Origin of the sequence: Rhodoferax saidenbachensis, assembly GCF_031457975.1 — a bacterium.
In the GTDB taxonomy this organism is placed as follows: Bacteria; Pseudomonadota; Gammaproteobacteria; order Burkholderiales; family Burkholderiaceae_C; genus Allorhodoferax; species Allorhodoferax saidenbachensis_A.
Genome location: NZ_JAVDXO010000012.1, coordinates 1 through 18,437, shown reverse-complemented (window position 1 = coordinate 18,437; position 18,437 = coordinate 1). Strand labels below are relative to the sequence as shown.

At 57.1% G+C, this 18,437-nt stretch carries 15 protein-coding genes and 1 pseudogene; 8 read left to right on the top strand and 8 right to left on the bottom strand.

Features of this window, described 5'->3' with window-relative positions; genetic code table 11:
• Positions 1 to 4: 4 nt before the first annotated feature.
• From J2X15_RS19150 to J2X15_RS19120, 7 genes are all read right to left on the bottom strand, one after another.
• The gene (locus J2X15_RS19150) at positions 5 to 637 is read right to left on the bottom strand and encodes a protein phosphatase CheZ (protein WP_310345994.1); all 633 of its coding nucleotides are present in this window, start codon (positions 635 to 637) and stop codon (positions 5 to 7) included.
• Between the two features lie 2 nt (positions 638 to 639).
• On the bottom strand, positions 640 to 1,029 hold the full coding sequence (gene cheY / locus J2X15_RS19145) for a chemotaxis response regulator CheY (protein ID WP_310345991.1): 390 nt from the start codon (positions 1,027 to 1,029) through the stop codon (positions 640 to 642).
• 60 nt (positions 1,030 to 1,089) lie between these two features.
• Positions 1,090 to 2,034: a flagellar motor protein MotB gene (gene motB / locus J2X15_RS19140; RefSeq protein WP_310345988.1), complete on the bottom strand. Its 945-nt coding sequence runs from the start codon at positions 2,032 to 2,034 to the stop codon at positions 1,090 to 1,092.
• Positions 2,035 to 2,052: 18 nt separating this feature from the next.
• Positions 2,053 to 2,910 (bottom strand): flagellar motor stator protein MotA, encoded by an 858-nt coding sequence (gene motA / locus J2X15_RS19135; protein WP_310345982.1) that lies wholly within the window; start codon positions 2,908 to 2,910, stop codon positions 2,053 to 2,055.
• Between the two features lie 164 nt (positions 2,911 to 3,074).
• Complete coding sequence (gene flhC / locus J2X15_RS19130; RefSeq protein WP_310345978.1) at positions 3,075 to 3,611, bottom strand: flagellar transcriptional regulator FlhC; 537 nt, start codon at positions 3,609 to 3,611, stop codon at positions 3,075 to 3,077.
• Positions 3,612 to 3,636: 25 nt separating this feature from the next.
• The gene (gene flhD / locus J2X15_RS19125; RefSeq protein ID WP_310345975.1) at positions 3,637 to 3,963 is read right to left on the bottom strand and encodes a flagellar transcriptional regulator FlhD; all 327 of its coding nucleotides are present in this window, start codon (positions 3,961 to 3,963) and stop codon (positions 3,637 to 3,639) included.
• A 322-nt stretch (positions 3,964 to 4,285) separates the two neighbouring features.
• Positions 4,286 to 5,860 (bottom strand): flagellin N-terminal helical domain-containing protein, encoded by a 1,575-nt coding sequence (locus J2X15_RS19120; protein WP_310345973.1) that lies wholly within the window; start codon positions 5,858 to 5,860, stop codon positions 4,286 to 4,288.
• Between the two features lie 430 nt (positions 5,861 to 6,290).
• Here J2X15_RS19120 and J2X15_RS19115 point away from each other — a divergent pair, with 430 nt between their 5' ends.
• From J2X15_RS19115 to J2X15_RS19095, 5 genes are all read left to right on the top strand, one after another.
• Complete coding sequence (locus J2X15_RS19115; protein ID WP_310345970.1) at positions 6,291 to 7,877, top strand: flagellin N-terminal helical domain-containing protein; 1,587 nt, start codon at positions 6,291 to 6,293, stop codon at positions 7,875 to 7,877.
• 177 nt (positions 7,878 to 8,054) lie between these two features.
• Positions 8,055 to 10,037, top strand: a complete 1,983-nt coding sequence (fliD, locus tag J2X15_RS19110) for a flagellar filament capping protein FliD (RefSeq protein ID WP_310345968.1) — start codon at positions 8,055 to 8,057, stop codon at positions 10,035 to 10,037.
• 13 nt (positions 10,038 to 10,050) lie between these two features.
• Positions 10,051 to 11,310 carry a S1 family peptidase gene (locus tag J2X15_RS19105; RefSeq protein WP_310345965.1) on the top strand — a complete coding sequence of 420 codons (1,260 nt, stop codon included), beginning with the start codon at positions 10,051 to 10,053 and terminating at the stop codon, positions 11,308 to 11,310.
• Between the two features lie 109 nt (positions 11,311 to 11,419).
• Positions 11,420 to 11,839, top strand: coding sequence for a flagellar export chaperone FliS (fliS, locus tag J2X15_RS19100; protein WP_310345962.1), 420 nt, complete (start codon positions 11,420 to 11,422; stop codon positions 11,837 to 11,839).
• Between the two features lie 13 nt (positions 11,840 to 11,852).
• On the top strand, positions 11,853 to 12,152 hold the full coding sequence (locus tag J2X15_RS19095) for a flagellar protein FliT (RefSeq protein WP_310345960.1): 300 nt from the start codon (positions 11,853 to 11,855) through the stop codon (positions 12,150 to 12,152).
• Positions 12,153 to 12,165: 13 nt separating this feature from the next.
• Here J2X15_RS19095 and J2X15_RS19090 read toward each other — a convergent pair whose 3' ends face one another.
• Positions 12,166 to 13,977, bottom strand: coding sequence for an O-linked N-acetylglucosamine transferase, SPINDLY family protein (locus tag J2X15_RS19090; RefSeq protein ID WP_310345959.1), 1,812 nt, complete (start codon positions 13,975 to 13,977; stop codon positions 12,166 to 12,168).
• A 137-nt stretch (positions 13,978 to 14,114) separates the two neighbouring features.
• On the opposite strand from J2X15_RS19090, the gene J2X15_RS19085 reads away from it, so the two are divergent.
• The 3 genes and pseudogenes from J2X15_RS19085 to J2X15_RS19075 form a co-directional block, all read left to right on the top strand.
• Positions 14,115 to 15,491 carry an efflux transporter outer membrane subunit gene (locus tag J2X15_RS19085; protein ID WP_310345957.1) on the top strand — a complete coding sequence of 459 codons (1,377 nt, stop codon included), beginning with the start codon at positions 14,115 to 14,117 and terminating at the stop codon, positions 15,489 to 15,491.
• 42 nt (positions 15,492 to 15,533) lie between these two features.
• Positions 15,534 to 17,432 carry an SEL1-like repeat protein gene (locus J2X15_RS19080; protein WP_310345955.1) on the top strand — a complete coding sequence of 633 codons (1,899 nt, stop codon included), beginning with the start codon at positions 15,534 to 15,536 and terminating at the stop codon, positions 17,430 to 17,432.
• A gap of 268 nt (positions 17,433 to 17,700) precedes the next feature.
• Positions 17,701 to 18,437: pseudogene (locus J2X15_RS19075) on the top strand (heme utilization protein); the annotation flags it as partial.

Sequence of the window (18,437 nt, the reverse complement as noted above, 5' to 3'; positions counted from 1 at the left end):
GATTTCAGAAGCCCAAACTTGCCAGCAAATCGTCCACCTGAGATTGGTCGGTGACCACCTCCTGGTTGGCCTGTCCGTCCACCACGGGGCCGGCCAGTGCAGGGGTGTATTCCTGCACGGTGGCAGCGCTCACCTTGGCTTCTGCGGGAGCGGTTTGCAGTAGCAACAGCACCAGCTGTTCTTCGATGGTCGCTGCCAGTGTGACCACCTTGGCAATCACTTGGCCGGTCAAGTCGTGGAAGTCCTGCGCCATCATGATTTCGGTCAGGTGGTTGTCCACCTTCTTGCTGGATTGCTCCACATCATTGATGAAGTTCATCACATGGCCCTTGGCGACAGCGCCAACGGGGTCTTTGACGATCAATGCGCCAATGCGACGGGTCTCCGCCGCAATGTGGTCGTGTTGGGCCTTGGCCTGGTCAACCTGGTTGAGCACCTTTTCGGCAGCTTGACCGGTCAGGCGGGCGATGTAGGACAGGCGGCTTTTCGCGTCTGGCAGTTCGCCAGCCCAGTCTTTGACTTTTTCGGCCAAGCCCAAGCCATTGAGCGAGTCATGCAACTGGCGCGTGAGTGCGCCTAGCTGCTGGTGGACTTCGACCGTGGAGAGTGCGGGTGCTGGAGTGGAAGCGTCTGACATAGTTACTTCAGTCCCGTCTTGGTCAGGATGTGGTTCACTTTGTCTTCCAGTGTGGCCTTGGTAAACGGTTTGACGATGTAACCCGCGGCACCTTGTTGGGCAGCCAGCACGATGTCTTCCTTGCGAGCTTCCGCGGTCACCATCAGCACGGGCAGGTGCTTGAGCTTGTCGTCTTTTTTGATCTCGGCCAGCAACTGAAAGCCATTCATGTTGGGCATGTTGATGTCACTGACTACGAAGTCAAAGGTGCTGTTGCGCAGCTTTTGCAGCGCGGCTACGCCGTCTTCGGCTTCGTCGGCATCTGCATAGCCGCTTTCCTTGAGCAGGTTGCGCACGATTCTCCGCATGGTGGAGAAGTCATCAACAATGAGAAAGCGCAGTTCTTTGGACATAGATAACCTTTTGCCGGGCGATTTTCGAATTTCTGTAAGTATGACCGAATTTTCGCAGAGTTATGGGGGCGATTTTGCCCCTGTAGCCACTGCGGGACCAGCGGTTTCCGTCTCCATTTCCGGCACTGCGACCTTGGTGCCCAAGAGCCGTTCTTCCGCCTCTTTGGTCATCACCAGGATGCTGATGCGTCGGTTGCTGGGGCTCAAGGGGTCGTCAGGTTCCAGCGGCACACTGGAGGCCATGCCTACCACGCGGGCCAGCTTGTCTTCGGGCATGCCGGCCGCAATGAGTTCCCGGCGGGATGCGTTGGCGCGATCAGCTGACAGCTCCCAATTGCTATAGCCCCGCGCAGCATTGCCATAAGCCTGCCGGTCGGTGTGGCCGTCGAGGCTGATCTTGTTGTCCACATCGGCCAGGGTGAGTCCGATTTCACGCAGGATGTCTCGCATATAGGGTTTGACCGTGGCGCTGCCGCTGTCGAACATGGGGCGGCGCTGGTCGTCCACGATCTGGATTTGCAGGCCGTCCGGGGTGATTTCGAGCTTGATTTGCGAGCTGAACTCCGCCATCTTGGGGTTGTTAGAGATGGTGGCTGCAATTTTGGCTGCCAGGGCGGCCAACGCTTTCGCATCATTCTTGGCGCGCTCGATCTTGGTCTGCTCGCCCGACATCTTTTTGGCGGTCTTCTCGGTACCGTCGCCGCGGCGCGACTGGCCAGCTTGCTGGGTCAGGTCATTGCCGCCGCCGGTGATCACGCTGTTGCTGGCACCCGCACCAGCGCCGCCTTGCATGGCGACTTTGAGAGGCGATTGAAAGTAATCGGAAATTCCCTTCTTGTCGCCTTCCGATGTGCTTCCGAGCAGCCACATCAGCAAGAAGAACGCCATCATGGCGGTCACAAAGTCGGCATAAGCGATCTTCCAGGCGCCGCCGTGCGCAGCGTGGCCGCCTTTCTTGACCCGCTTGATGATGATGGGCTGAAGCTTCTTGGCGTCTCCGGCCATGCTCAGGCGCCCCCGCGCTTACTTTTTCTTGACATACGCTTCCAGCTCGGCAAACGTGGGGCGCTCTGTGGAGTACAGAACTTTGCGGCCGAACTCAATGGCAGTGGAAGGGTTGTAGCCCTGCATGCTGGCCAGCAGCGTGGTTTTGATGCACTGCAACTCCTTGCCGGCTTCTTCCACTTTTTGCTCCAGCAGGCCGCCCAGCGGTTCGGCAAAGGCGTACGCCAGCAAAATGCCCAAGAAAGTACCGACCAGCGCAGAGCCGATCATGCCGCCCAGCACGGCAGGAGGCTGGCCCACCGAGCCCATGGTGTTCACCACACCCAGCACCGCCGCCACAATCCCGAAAGCGGGTAGGCCGCCAGCTATGCGCTGGATGGCGGCGACGGCCGCGTGTTCTTCGTGGTGGTGGGTTTCGATCTCGCTGTCCATGAGCGACTCGATCTCGTGGGCGTTCAGGTTGCCCGACACCATCATGCGCAGGTAGTCGGTGATGAACTCCACCACGTGGTGATCGGAACCTACGGTGGAGTATTTTTTGAAGATTTCGGACTGCTCGGGCTCTTCGACGTCTTTTTCAATCGCCATCAGCCCTTCTTTGCGGGCTTTTTGCAGGATGTCGAACATCAGCGCCATGAGTTCCATGTAGCGCGCCTTGGTGTACTTGCTGCCTTTGAAGCAGGCACCCAAGCCCTTCATGGTGGACTTGATCACCTTCATCTGGTTGTTGGCCAAAAAGGCGCCCAAGGTCGCCCCCCCGATGGTGAGCATTTCGAAGGGGAGTGCGTGCAACACCACACTGATGTTGCCCCCGTGCGCGATGAACACGCCGAACACGCAGCCAAGAACAACCAGCCAGCCGATGATTACGAACATAGGGACATTGTGACAGGGAAGCCAGGGGCTTCATGGGTTGAACAGCCTGGCTTTTCAGGGCCGTCTCTATCATATCGTCGCCTAGTCCGCTGTCTTGAGTTTTATATCAAAATGACCTCCAGCCCCCGTAGATATTGCGCAAGAAGCTATTAAATTAATAGCGCCTAGTGCAGTAGGATGCCGCCGGCGGTAGAGCCTTTGCCGGCCCGTGCGGGGGGGGTGCACAGCCCGCACTCAAAGTGGCGGGAGTTTTCATAGGCTTCGGAGACAAAGTGACCGCCGCACTTGGAGCACTTGGTCATGGATAGCATGTTGTTGTCGATGAACTTCACCAGGCGCCAGGCGCGGGTGATGGAGAGCAGGGGCTCGACACCGCAGGCGGCGATCTGCTCGGTGTACAGCCGGTAGGCGGCCATGATGGCATCGATGTCCTCCATGGCGCTGACCTTGCTCAGGTACTCGTAGGTGTTCTGAAACAGCGACGCATGGATATTGGGCTGCCAGGTGAGGAACCATTCGGTGGAGAAGGGCAGCTGACCCTTGCTGGGAGAGCGACCGGCCACCTCTTTGTACAAGCGCAGGAGACGCTCGTAGGACAGGTCGGTTTCGCTCTCCAGCACCTGCAGGCGGGCGCCCAGCTGGATCAGGGAGACTGCGCGCTCGACTTGCTTGGAGTCGTTCAAAACACTTTTGGTGGCCATGGGGTGCTCCTGCGGGGTGGGGTGCTTAGACGGCTTCGGCGAAACGGCCGGCCATCAAAATGCTGGCGTGCAGCTTGGTGGTGGCGTCGTTGTCCACCTTGTTGGTCGAGTGGTTGGTCAGCAGGTTCCAGACGATGTCGTCGTCCACCCGGAAGCGGCACAGCAGCATGTTGCTCGATGCAATGCGCATGATTTGTGCGGGGGAGAGGGCGGTAATCATGTCCGCGGCTTCCTCCGACATGCCCAGGCGAAACAGGGCTTCAGCCTTGTCCTTGCGGATCAGGCTTTGGGCCAGCATCAGGTAAGTCATGTTGGCTTCCCGGATCTGCGCCAGTAGTTGTTCGTCGTTCATATTCGGCTCCTGGTGAGGGCAATTCGTGTGAATCACCATGGAGCGAATTCTGGTTGTCAGGCCTCAAAACTTGAATCAGAAAAAGACTAATCCGCGTGTCAGAAACGCAGACGCGCCCTGTAGGCGAACTTCCTACAAGCGCAATGCAAGCAGCATGGAATGGCCCGCAGCAAAGGGGCGTGGGCGGTCCGTTGAGGACGCGTACTCATGGGTTGTCGGCAGCATGGGCTGCAAACTTGAGAACTTAATTTAAGCGTGCGACAGACGTACCTGTCCCACGGTCGCCATCCGATGGATGGTTCCCTCAAAGAGGGCCGCTCTATCAGCCCTTAAGCAACTGCAACACAGACTGTGGCAACTGGTTGGCCTGCGCCACCATGGCGGTACCGGCTTGCTGCAGAATTTGCGTGCGCGACAGGTTGGCGGTTTCCATCGCAAAGTCCGCGTCCTGGATACGTGAGCGTGAGGCACTCAGATTTTCCGATGTGGTTTGCAAGCTGCTGATGGCGGTTTCGAAGCGCGACTGCAGGGCGCCGAACTTGGCGCGCTGGGCGGAGATCACCGAGAGGGAGGAGTCCACGGTCGACAGCGTGCGGGTGGCGGCTTCTACTGTGGATACATCCATGGTGGATGCGGATTGCAACTCGCTTGCGGAGTTCGCGGTCGAGAAATAGCTGGCGCCAGTTCCTGTGCTTTCCCCGTTGGTGTTGCTGACACTGAAGCTTCCGTTGGAATCCAGGGTCAAGGCGCCCACAACATATGCGCTGCCGCCAGCGGCCATTGAGACAACGGCTGGTGTTGTCGTTACGACGGCGGGCGGGATGGGGCCCACGGGGGCATTAACAACATCGAAGGTGCCAACCGATGCAGCTGCGCTATTGATCTGAATGTCGGCGCCCGAATCGTTGGTCAGCGTGATGCCGGTACCAGCGGCATTTAGCTTCGCGGTGATGCCCGTTTGGGAGGACTTGTCGTTGAAAGCAGTAACTGCTGCAGCCAAGCCGTCGTTGGTATTGAGGGTGGTACCGATATTGAAACCGATCGTTACCGGGGTGGCTGCCGGGTTGTTGGACACCACGGTGAGCGAATAGCTTCCAGCTGTTGTGAAGTTGTTGATGTCAACCTCGGTGCGCGCGGTTGCCGTTACCCCGGTAGTGCCAGCTTGGGCATTGATGGATGCAGCCACGAGTTTGGCGCTATCCCCAATGTTGACGCTCACGTTGGCCGTGCCTGTGGCGCCGCTCACGACCAGCGTATCTGCGGTTGTGACGGGGCTGGTGCTGCCGGTGACCGCTGTCGACGGGTTGGTGCCTGCGCTGGTGGTGCCCAGTACCAAGTCACCGGTTCCCCCTGTGCTGGAGGCGACCGAAGAGCCAATCCGGTTATTGCCGTATTTCGTGGTGCTGAAATTGGCGGTGGTGGCAATGATGGTCTGGTTGGCATTGGCTCCGACCTGGAAGGTGGCGGAGGTGAAGGAGCCATCCAGAATGTTCTGGCCGTTGAACTGGGTGGTCTGCGCGATGCGGTTGAGTTCGGCCGTCAGTTGGCTGACTTCGGCGTTCAGGGCGGCGCGGTCCGAAGATGAGTTCGTTGCGTTAGCCGACTGCACCGCCAGTTCGCGGACGCGCTGCAGGATGCTGGAGGCACTGCCCAATGCGCCTTCGGCCACTTGCGCCAGCGAAATGCCGTCATTGGCATTTCGGGCGGCTTGGTTGACGCCGCGGATCTGCGAGGTGAAGCGCTCACTGATGGCCAACCCGGCAGCATCATCCTTGGCGCTGTTGATGCGCAAGCCAGAGGACAGGCGGGCCATGGAGGTGCTCATTGCCGACTGCGAACTGCTCAGGTTGCGTTGCGCAGTCAGCGACTGAACGTTGGTGTTGATGGTTGAGGCCATTGCGGAACTCCTAAATAAAGTGAATCAGCGTCGCCGCCGATTGCATAGCCTGCTAGCCCGCAGACAATCAGTAACGATGGGTGAATTCTGGAGAAGCCCTCTATTGGCATATGGGCAATAAGCACGGCAAAAGGCGGCTAAATTCCTGGTGCTTCGGCAATCTTGATAGGGGTAAACCCTTGAATGCATGAATTGCCCGGCAAACCCCCTGCTAATTCAATTTCCGTCGGCTGGACTGCGTGTTAAGCGCGCTTTGAAGTGAAGTTGCTAAAGTTTTCTGGGATTGACCCGAAAACAAATGCAACGGGCCTTAGCGGGCCTGTCGTCCGGAAGGCGCCACTGTGGCGCACCGGTCATGGCGGCCAGTAGCGATGCTGGCGTTGAGATCGGCATTTCGCCGGATTTACAGGTTCTTACCAGGAGTTATCACATGACCGCAACCATCAACACCAACATCAACTCGTTGACAGCGCAACGTAACCTGACCAATAGTCAGGCGTCGTTGAGCACGTCCATCCAGCGCTTGTCGTCGGGTTTGCGCATCAACAGCGCCAAGGATGATGCGGCTGGCTTGAGTATTGCTGAGCGTTTTACTTCCCAGATTCGTGGTCTGAGCCAAGCCGCCCGCAATGCCAACGATGGCATTTCTCTGGCCCAAACGGCTGAAGGCGCCTTGGGCGCATCTAGCACCATCCTGCAGCGTATTCGTGAACTGGCAGTGCAATCAGCCAACGCCACCAACTCCGCGTCGGACCGTGCAGCGCTGAACGCTGAAGTTAGCCAACTTGGTTCGGAACTGAATCGTATTGCCCAGACTACGCAGTTCAACGGTCAAAACATTCTGAACGGCAGCTTCACCTCCGCAGACTTCCAAGTGGGAGCCAATGCGAACCAGACTATTACGGCGACAACTGCCAATTTCACGACCAGCAAATACGGTAACAATCGTCAAGGTTCTGTGGTGGCTGGTGCTGTGACTGCCAACAAGGCCAAGGGCGACTTGAATGTGGGTGGCACTGCCACCATGACCGCATCCTCTGCTGTTGCATCGGCTGCTGCCACTGTTGTCAAGGGTAGTGCAAACTCTTCTATCGTTGCCGACGCCGCTTTCAAGATCGATGGCGCGCTGGGCAGTGCAACGCTGGCCATTGCACAAGGTGACAGCGCGAAAACCGTGGCGGCGACCATAAATAATAAAACCGGCACGACTGGTGTTTCTGCGTCAGCGCGTACTGAGATCGCGATAGGTGACTTCCAGGCCAGCTCTAGTTACTCGCTCGAAATCGTGTCGGACAACACCACTGCGGTGACTGTGGCTTTTACGTCTGGCGCAGCAAACAATGCTGACGGCCTAGCCTCCGCGATCAGCGCCATCAACGAGAAGTCTTCGCAAACCGGGGTGACAGCCAAGTTGAACGACGCTGGTACAGGCATCTCGCTGGTCAATGCTTCGGGTGAGGACATTGTGATCCGCAACAAGTCCGCTGCGGCGAGCACTTTTGATATGGTGGATTTCAACGGTACGACTCTTATGGATAACGTAGTAGGTGACACGGGTACGCTTTCGGCAGCGAGCATCGCCTACGTCACAGGTTCGCTGACTCTGGATTCGGACAAATCGTTTGCGGTGTCCGCAACAGCCGGCTCCACCAACGCAGCCAAGACGGCCTACATTCTGTCTACCTCTGGTGCAAGTCAGCTGCAAGGGGCAGACACACTGGATGTGGGCACTGTGGAAGCGGCTACGCGCACCTTGTCTACGGTGGATGCAGCGATCAGCGTGGTTTCTGGTCAGCGCGCCAAGTTTGGCGCCTTGCAATCACGCTTCGAAACCACAATCTCGAGCTTGAATACCACTGGTGAAAACTTGAGTGCTTCGCGCTCTCGTGTTCAAGATGCTGACTTCGCGATAGAAACTGCCAATCTGTCCCGTGCCCAGATCCTGCAACAGGCCGGTACTGCGATGGTGGCACAGGCCAACCAGCTGCCCCAAGGCGTGCTGGCCTTGTTGCGGTAAGCGGCGCAGGCCAAGATCGGCGCTAAAGTATTCGTCAAGGCGTCCGATATAGAGGGTGGAAAGGGAGGAGTCCCTTTCCACCCTTTTTTCTTTCGGCGGAAAACCGGGTCTTTTCGTGGTTTATTCGCGGTGCCAAAATGCGACACTTCGAAGTCTTGGACTGAGTAGGAGGCTTGAATGGCTACCATTTCTTCATTGGGGGTCGGCACTGGCGGCCTGGATTCTGAGGCGATCGTCACCAAATTGGTGGCGTTGGAAAAGCAGCCACTCACCACCTTGAAGGCCAAGGCGACCATTGAGCAGGCAAAAATCTCCTCTTTTGGGCAGATTCAGTCTCAGTTCTCCGCGTTAAGTGATGTTGCGACCCGGATATCGGCCACTTCTGGGTGGAGTTCTCGTGTCGCATCATCTTCGAATACCAGTGCCGCGACCATTACCGCGACGGCGTCTACAGCCGCAACATCTTTCACCCTAGACGTAGATGCTTTAGCCAAAGAGCAATCCAATTCGTCTGCCTCTGTTGCCTTGGGCTCTGCAGTAGGTGCGGGAACCCTGACATTCCGACTCGGCACTTGGTCTGGTGGCTCAACCGATGCTGCTACGACCAATGCGGATGTAGCCGCCAAAGACGCGTTGGTTGCCAGCACGGCTGCTGCATCCACGACCGCCGCGAACGCTGCGACTGCAGCCAGTGCTACGGCGGCCAGCACTTCCGCCACCGCGGCATCGGCGTTGGCCGATGACAACACGGCGGCATCGGATCTTGCATCTGCTGCGGTTTCCCCTGAACAGTCAGCCTATGCCAGCGCCTATTCTGATTGGGTTGCCGCTATCACAGCGAATGACCACAGCACCCCGGCGTTGCAGGCTGCTGAGTCTGCCGCTTTGACGGCCAAAAACAATGCTTATGCGGCGATGACGGGCGGAGAGCAATCCGCGGCCGACAGCATTACGGCAACTGCAGACGCTACGGACGCCTCTGCACTCAAAGGCGTGGCGCTGAGTGCTGCCACTGCTTCTGCAACGGCTGCCGCCGCGGCGACGGCTGCGGCAGCCGCTGCGGCTGCAGCCGTCACCGCCGCGAATTCTGCGCGGCCCACGTTCACTCCAGGAACTAGCAGTTCTGACGTAGCCATCACGGTAACGGCAGCGGATACCGTCACCACACTGGCCGCCAAAATCAATGCCGCCAATGCCGGGGTCGTTGCTACCGTATTCCGTGATGGAACAGGTGAACGTCTTCTGCTGCGTTCCAAGAGCACGGGTGCGGATGCGGGCTTCCGCATTCAGGCGACTGACGCTGATAGCAACAATGTGGACAACACAGGGCTTTCCCGTTTTGCGTATGACCCCCAGACTGCTTCGTTTGGGATGGCGTCGAGTGGTATTCCTGCGCAAAATGGCCAGGACGCCAAGGCCCGCATCAATGGCTTGGCAGTGACTTCCAAAACCAATACCCTGACGGACAACATCCCAGGGGTGACCATCACGTTGACGGCGACAACCACGACTAATTACGGAACGGTCAGTGAGACGAAGTCCCCCGTCACCATGGCGGTGCGAGAGGATGTCACACCTGCAGTCAAAAATGTGCAGGATTTTATTACCGCGTATAACGCGCTGGCGGCCTCCTTAGCGGATATGACCAAGTACGACGCCTCGACAAAGACGCCTGCGATTTTCCAGGGTGATTCTGCAGTCTTGGGCCTTCAGAGTATCTTGCGCAATATGTTGGGTTCGGTCAGCACGGGTTCTACGTACCAACGGCTATCTGACGTGGGCGTAGAACGCCAACTGGATGGTTCGTTGACGCTCAACACGACCAAATTGAGCACTGCAGCCAATAACGGAACAGAGCTGCAGAAATTGTTCACTGCAGACAATAGCAACGCGCAGACCAACGGATTCGCTCTGAAATTCAGCGCCTTGGCGAAGGGGGTATTGGGAACGGGTGGGTCTGTAGTCAATAAGGCGTCCTCCCTGCAAAAGGATCTGGATCGCAATGCAACGGAGCAAACGCGGGTGAATGACCGTGCGGATGCCGTAGAAGCGCGTTTGCGCAAACAATACACAGCGTTGGACACCAAGATGGCCTCGTTGTCCGCGCTCAACGCCTATGTGGCGCAGCAGGTAACGACCTGGAACAAGTCGACCAGTTGATGGGTGATCGACCATGACAACTCAGGTGCACGGTGTTGGATTATTGGTGGTGGCCGCCTTGTCCGGCCTTCTGGTCGCGTGCTCCACCAGTGTGCAAAAGGTGCCTGTGGGCGCTGCGCTGGTGGCCCCCATCGACGCTGGCACCAAGATCATCCAGTTTCGAAAAATCGCGGATGCCTTGCCCAAAGGCGAACTGGTTGGCAAGTCGCGTTTTGGTGTTCTGTGCATTCCCGGCAAACCCCTTGCGTGGCGGGATGGACGCGTGAATGTCAATGACGATGAATTCGCGGAAAGCTTTCGCCAGGAAGTCGAAAAAGCCAAATTTGCTACCGTGGTGGAGTCTGGTGCGACCCTTGAGACCGCGATCAGCCCCCGAGCCGGATTTCTAGTGTCAGGACAAGTGGCCGGTGTGAGCATGGACACATGCGCCCCTTGGTCCGACTTCGGAAACTGGCGGGATGCGCGTGGCGGTGCCTATGTCAAGGTGCAATGGCAGGTGTACAGCACCCTGCAGAAAAAGGTAGTCTACGAAACTGCAACCGAAGGCTCGTACCAGACGGACGACAGCGTTTCTGGGGGGACAACCGAACTAATGCGAAGTGCGTTTGCGTCAGCGACTCAAAATTTGCTGGCTGATGCGGCCTTTTATCGAACCATCCACGGGGATAAAAAGGGGGCTTCTGCCATGGCAGAACCGCTGCGGGCAATGGAAGCCGCCAAGGGCGCTTCTGCCGTGGATGAGCCCAGATCCGCCGTATTCACAGTGATCGCGGGAATGAATCGAGGCAGCGGGTTTGTCGTGAGTGCGGATGGGTATTTGATTACCAGTGAGCACACGGTTCGCGGCTACCAGCTGGTCAAGCTCAAATCCGCTACGGGACGTGAATCTCTTGGGTTTGTGATCCGCAGAGATGAACAAAGCGACGTCGCGTTGGTGCAGCTTACCGAGCGCAATGCGTCAACATTGGCCCTCCGGTCCTCGCCGGCGGTGCTAGCGGGTGAGGATGTGTATGTAATGGATGTTGTTGCGCGCGCGCCCGATATCGGCATCCGCAAGGGCGCGGTCGGTACCCAGAAGGATGCAGTGGGGCCGAAATGGGTGCGTACTTCGGTGCCGCTGGCACCATTGGATGCGGGTGCGCCGTTTTTTGACAAAACGGGCAAGGTGGTTGGGGTGGCGGTTGCGTCCGCCGTAGACGACCCGGCGCAGCCGACGGGCGGTTTTGTTCCTATTTCTGAAGTACTTGCGCGCCTTGCGCTAAGCTTCAAATAATGGCGAAGTTCTTTCGCAAACTCAGCTAGAAGAGTGGTTTCGGATTGAATGCACTTTAGTTGGCGCTGGCGGTGCCGATATAGATTGCAAGAAGATAAGGAATTGCAGCATGTTTACTTCCGTCAACGCCCGTTCGGCTTCCGCCTACAAAAGAGCGAGTGTGGATGCCAGTGTGGAAATGGCGAACCCTCATCAGTTGGTGACCTTGCTGTTTGAGGCTTTGCAGCGCACGCTAGGGTCTGCTGTCCTAGCGATGCAGGCGGGTGATATCGGCGCAAAATGCAACCATATCAGCTCTGCAATTCGCATTCTGGAAGAGGGGCTGATTGCTCCGCTAGACCTGTCCAAAGGCGGTGAACTGGCTGGCAATTTGAAAAATCTGTACGAATACTGCGTCATGCGATTGGTTCTTGCCAATGCCAAAAACGATCCAGCTTTGCTCAATGAGGTAAAGCAATTGATTGAGCCGGTGGCCAGCGGATGGAAGCAAATTGATGGGCAAGGCCCTGCCTACCTGAAGCCTGTTTGAGACTGGGTCCGCTATGCCAAAGACATTGATCGAGTGTTACCGAGCCATAGAGGCTAGCAGCGTTCAGATGTTGGATGCTGCCCGCTCTCAGGATTGGGATACCGTTGTCCACCATGAGGGCGTGTGCGCTGTTCTAATAGAACAGTTGCGCAGCCAGGCGCGCCGTCTTGAGTTGGATGCGCAGGAGCGAGCAGAGAAGTCTCGCATCATGCTGCGCATCCTGTGTAACGACGCCAAAGTACGGGATCTGACTGAACCGTGGCTGGCATACTGCGACGCCCGATTCAACACCCAGAGCACCCTTCTGCACTAATCCTTGTCGAATTCTAGAGCGCGGCAACAAGTTGCTGTAAGCGTTCCTCTAGGTTTCGTGCGAACCGAGGGGTGTCGAACAAAACGCCACTCGTTTTTTCTTGAGCCAAGTGCTTGCGTATGCGTGCAAGTTCCTTGGGTTGACTGGCTAGCGCCACAGCCTTTTCTTCGTAGTCTTGCAGGTTGTAAGTGATCAACTCTGGCAGCTTGGCCGCAGTTAGGAGTGCGCCAGCCATGCGCGAGGCAAAGGATTGCCCGGTATAGGTCAGCAGAGGTAGTTCCATCCAAAGTGCGTCATTGGCGGTAGTGCCTGCATTGAATGGAAACGTATCCAGAAACAAGTCAGCCACTGCGTAGCGCGCCAGGTAGTCCGGCGGCAGCACCCTACCAGCAAAGTACAGGCGACCTGGATCAATCCCGCGCCTTTGAGCTTCTATTCGGAGATTTGCCTCAGCCCACGGGTTATCGGATAACAACCACAGCACGCTGTCTGGAGTCCTGCGCAAGATATTCATCCATACGGAAAACACTTCGGGCGTGTACTTGTAATTATTGTTCAAGGAACAGAACACAAAAGCATCTGACGGCAAACCGCATGCGGCTCGCGTGGGTGTCGGGCCCACGGGACGCTTGCGATCGCTCACCTGGTACACATCAGGCATGTAGAGAGGTTTTTCGGAATACAAGGATGCCGATGCTTCAGGTATCAAGAACTTGTCTGCAATCACGTAGTCAATCGATGGCAAACCGGTGGTTGCCGGTAGACCCAGGTACGTGATTTGCACTGGCGCGGGGCGGTATGCCAAAAGGTTGGCGCGTGCACCTGCGGTCTGACCTTGCAGGTCGATCAGGATGTCAATTTCGTGTGAGCGGATGAGCTTGGCCGCATCTTCGTCGGTCAGCCTGTCAATGCGGTGGAATTGATCCATGGACTGGATCACCCTTTGGCGCAACCCGGAACCGTCTTCCGGGCTCCAGCAATAGCCATAGATTTCGAACTGAGTGCGATTGTGCAGCTCGAAGAGCTCTGCCGTCAACATGGAAACCGGGTGTAACGAGAAATCGGATGAAACGTACGCAATACGCAGTTTCGTGTGGCCGTACCCTCTTGGGTTGGCCAGGATTGGAACGTTGGAGATCACCTTCTTTTCAACGAACCTGCGTGCAGCTTCCAGTTGTCTGACCGGTTCGTCGGAGACGCTGAGCATGGCCAACGCCGAGGTCGCTTTATGCATGGCATCCAGACTGATGCCCGGGAACTCGGGATAAACCGGCCACATACATTGCTTCTGGCGCAGATGAATCCAGTGATGCAGCGCATCCTCTTGGTTGGGGTCCAATGTCAGGCTTTTGGTGAGCCACTCCAGCGCTTCATGTAGCTGCTTTCTTGCTTCGAGAACTCTTCCTTGGTGGTTGCAGGCCAAGATGATCATGGGCCTGGTTTCGGGCGCTTCGGCGCTGATGTTTTCTGCCACCCAGCGCCATTCCGCCAAGGCTTTGTCGATCTGCCCCATGCGTTCAAACAAGGAGCCGAGGTTCAACCGGGGTTGGGCAAATGTGGGATGTAACTCCATCGATTTCCGGTAGGCCGCTTCAGCATTCGGGAAATCATCCAGATTGGACAGAGTCACCCCAAGATTGAAATAGGCGGCGTATGCGTAGGGAGATGGAGTCCGACTCAACCAAGTCTGATAAAGCACTGCAGACAAGGGGCTGAGCTTTTTGGCGTCCATTTGGGCGGCACAGTCGATCAACTGGGCAAATTCCAGCTGGCCGTTCCATGCGCGCATGACGATGTCTACGAAGTTTTCTTCAAAAGATGCCACATTGCCTCAAACGAATCGATGGGATGAAGGGGTATTACAGCAAGTATGTACTGGAATCAACCGCGTGAAACGGGGGGTGAAAAGGGGGCATTTACGGTCTTGCAGACGCGGGAAGCCTCGTAGTATCCGTAGCCTGCATGGGCGTACTTCGGCTTGTTATGTACAGAGTTTCTCTTCTTACTGCGGTTGCATTTCTCCTCTTGGCCTGTTCGCAGACGGAGTTGCAGCGCCCTGTCGCCCCTGTTCCCGCCAAGTGGGCGCAAGCGGGTCCCGCTCCGGGGATCAATTCGGCGACTACCCATTGGCGAGCTTTTTTCACAGACCTGCGGTTGCGTGCCTTGTTGGAGGCCGCATTGGAGAACAACCGCGATTTGCGCATGGCGGTGGGGCGGGTGCAGGAGGCGCGCGCGCAGTATGGTGTGGTGCGCGCTGATCGGGTGCCGACAGTCAATTTGGGACCTCCAGGGGGGACCCCCATCACTACCGGGTATGCCGCACCGTTGATGAGCGTTTCCTACGAGCTTGATTTTTGGGGGCGCATTACCGGGATGACGGAAGTCGCCAGATTCAGTTTTCTTGCTACGGAAGATGCCCGCCGTGCCGTTCAGCTGACGTTGGTAGCCGATGTTGCGAACGCGTATTACGAAATACTGCAATTGGATGAGCTTGTGTCCTTGCTACGGGCCACCGTTGATCTGCGCGAATACGCCGCAGAGTTGGTTGGGAAGGGGCGTGACCTTGGTGCCGCGAATGACAACGAGTATCTGTTGGCGACAGTAGCCCTGGAATCTGCCAAGAGCAGTCTGGCGGCGCTGAAGCACCAGCGGGCCGTGGCGGGCAATCGGCTCGATTTCCTGGTAGGCAAAACCGACTTCGTGCAGCCAGAAGGAAAGTCTATCGAGGAGCCGGGTTTTGACTCCGTTTTGAGGCCAGGCATTCCGAGTGAGGTACTGTTGTTTCGGCCCGACGTCATGGCCAGTGAACAACGCCTGAGGGCGGCGCACGCCAATATCGGTGTGGCGCGCGCAGCTTTCTTTCCGAAAATTGCGATTACAGCGGGCTTTGGCGCTGTCGGAGGCGGTTTCGCCAGCTTGTTCACGTCGAATGCCTCAACCTTCTCGCCGCTGGTGTCGTTGCCCGCGCTGTGGGATGGTGGACGCATTCAAGGCGGGGTGGCAGTTGCGCAGGCTCGACAAGAGATTGCCGTGGCGGAGTATGAGAAAACCATTCAGCAGGCCTTTCGAGAGGTAGCAGATCAGCTGTCGGCCCGTGAATCTTTGGGCCGGCAAATGCGCGCAGCGATCTCGAACAAGACTGCACAAGAGCGACGCTTGCAGATAGCGCTAGGCCGCTACGAAGGAGGTCTGGTGGCTTATCGGGAGGTGATTGAGGGGCAGCAAGACTTGTTGGCGGCGCAGCAGGCGGTCATCACTTTGCGGCGAGCGCAACTTGAGGCTGAAGTGCAGCTGTACAAGGCGTTGGGTGGAGGAGAGCAACGTGCTGAGAGCATGTAACGGGTCTGAAGACATGTGTGGCCTTCTTTGGTGGAGGTGCGCATGACGTCTGGTAGAGACAAGGCAATTTTTTTGAGAACGATCAAGTCGGCGCGCTTGGGGCTACCGGATGCACAGTACGAAGTTGGGCTGATGTATGCCAATGGCATTGGCGTTGCGCAGGATTTCAAGCAGGCGATTCACTGGATTCGCCTTTCTGCCGAACGGGGACATGTACCCGCGCAATATCTATTGGCCACACGCTATGCCAGTGGCGTAGCGATTGAAAAAAACGAACACCAAGCGTTTGTATGGTTCTTGCGTGCGGCGGCACAGGAGCATCCGAAGGCCTACTTTCGTTTGGGAAAGCTGCATGGCGCGGCCCATCCTGAGGCTGCTTTTGCCTGTTTCATGAAGGCTGCGGAGCTGGGTACGCCAGAAGCCCAACTGGCCGTTGCACAAGCTTTTACCAAAGGTGACGGTGTTGATCCGGATGTGCTTCAGGCATTTCATTGGTGCAAAGCTGCTGCCGAACAGGGGCTGGCAGCATCACAACACGCTTTGGCGGAAATGTACGCTGCCGGACAAGGCGTATCGCCAGATCTGGACGCCGCCTTTTTCTGGTATCGCAGAGCGGCATCGCAACGTTATGCGCCCGCCCAGGTGGCAATGGAGCTGTTGGATAGCGAGGGTGTCGGTCGGATATCTGGTCAGAGTCGCCGTCGGAGGGCTGCGGCGGAGCGCCGACAAATAGGGGTTGACGAATGGGTAAATGCCGCGGAGCACGGTGATGCGAATGTTTGGTACCACCTAGGGTTGATGTTCGAGCTTGGGATGGCGGTGCCTGAAGATCTGATCCAGGCGGAATATTGGTATTCGCGATCCGCCCATGGTGACGATGTCCGTGCGCAACTTGCATTGGCCAAGTTGCTGGAGGTCAGACAGGCGCCTGGGGCCGGTAATTGGCTTTTAAAGGCTGCGGAGCGGGGTGCGGTCGACGCCCAAGTGGCTTTAGGTCAACGGCTGCTAGGGGCTGACAATGCCGGCCATGATTTGTTTCGCGGCATGGCTTGGTGTCTCAAAGCGGGTGAGCAGAGGGACCACCGGGCTTGGCGGGCACTGGCAGATATTTTCCGCAACTGCACACAGGAGTTGGCGACAATTGGCTACCGAAAGGCTGCCGAGCTCGGTGATGCGCAAGCGCAGTATGTGGTGGCACAGCAGTACGCCACTGGGGTTGGTGTTTTTAAGGACCCTTCTGTTGCAGTTAGTTGGTACAAGCTTTCAGCTGAGCAAGGGCATGCCGAAGCCCAAAGTGCGTTGGGGGCATGCTACTTAGCTGGGGTCGGCGTCGCATCTGATTTTCCCCAAGCATTGGAATGGCTTCAGAAGGCGGCGGAGCAAGGTGATGCCAAAGCACAGTGGAACATCGGATCCATCTTTGCCAGCGGGCGCGGGGGCATCAAGCGCGATCTCCCCGCGGCATTTGTGTGGTGCAACAAATCTGCTGCCGCTGGTTTTGTGCCCGCTCAGGCGACCTTGGGCGTGTTATTCACCCGAACTCGGGATTTTGAGCAAGCGGCGGTCTGGCTGCGCAAGGCTGCGCAGTTGGGTGACGCGGAAGCTCAGTACAACTTGGGTGTGGCCTATATCAAGGGGCAGGGGGTGTCTGCTGATTTGGGAGAAGCTTTTCGCTGGATCGTCTTAGCCGCTGAGCAGGGCCTTGCTCCCGCCCAAGCTAGGCTGGGACTTATGTATGTAACAGGGGACGGCGTGGCGTTGGACCCAATCGAGGCGCATAAGTGGCTGATCTTGGCGTCAAAGGCTGGCGATTCTGGAGCGATAGCAAACTATTCGCGGTCGGAGGCGCAGCTGGGGCTCATGCAAATTGCGGAAGCACAGCGCAGAGCCGATATCTGGATGGATGTGAGTGCTCGCAAACAAACTGGTAATGATAAGTAAAATCACTTGTATTTTAAAAAGAATGCAGGTTTTCTGGGCTCAAATCCTTTGCTTGGGTCTGCCGTTTGTGCGATAAGGTGCTACTTTTAGAGGCAACTATTCTGTTTCTTTGTGTCGGTTGAAATAATTTGTTTAAGTTTTGTAAAAAAGTGTCGTTATGAGGGAACGGGCGAACTCCATAAATGGGGTGCGCATTGCCTGTTTCATAAAGTCGGCATTTCATTCGCATCCTTCAGCCGGTGTGAATAAAAAGGAATAGAGGTTAAAAATGGCAGCATCAAATTTCATTCTGGGTAGTACCACCGCGCAGATCGCCGCGTTGACTACTAAGCAGATTACCGGGCTGTCAACGGATGATGTTGGTGCGTTGACTACGGCGCAGGTTGGCGCGCTGACCACGGCGAACCTGGTGGTGTTGTCCACGGATCAGTTTCAATCGTTATCAACAGCGGCAGTTTCTGCGCTGAAAACCTCTCAAGTCCAGTCGCTTACCTCGGATGAAATCATTGCGTTGTCGACTGCGCAGGCCGGCTCGCTAAGCACGAGTGCCCTGGCCGCTCTTTCAACGAAGCAAATTGCTGCTATCGAAACGGCCGATATCGAAGCACTGACCACCTACCAAGTGGCGAACCTATCGACGGCTACCCTCAAAGCGCTGAGTACTGGACAAGTGGCGGCGATTGAGACGACCGACATCCGTGCGCTGACCACGGGTCAGATGGGCACGATAGGCACCAGCACCGTCGTGGCGCTGACGACCGACCAAATTCAGGCCTTACTGACCAACCAGTTGGGGGCATTAAGCACCACTGGTGTACAAGCCCTGTCCACCGACCAAGTGGTGGCGCTGACCACAGACCAAGTCAGTGGGCTGAGCACCCGCACCGTCCAGGCACTGACCACCACGGCGGTGGCGGCACTGACCACAGACCAGATCGGGGTAGTCAACACCGCAGGCCTGGCAGCGTTGACGACAGGCCAAATCAAGGCCCTGAGCACAGACGC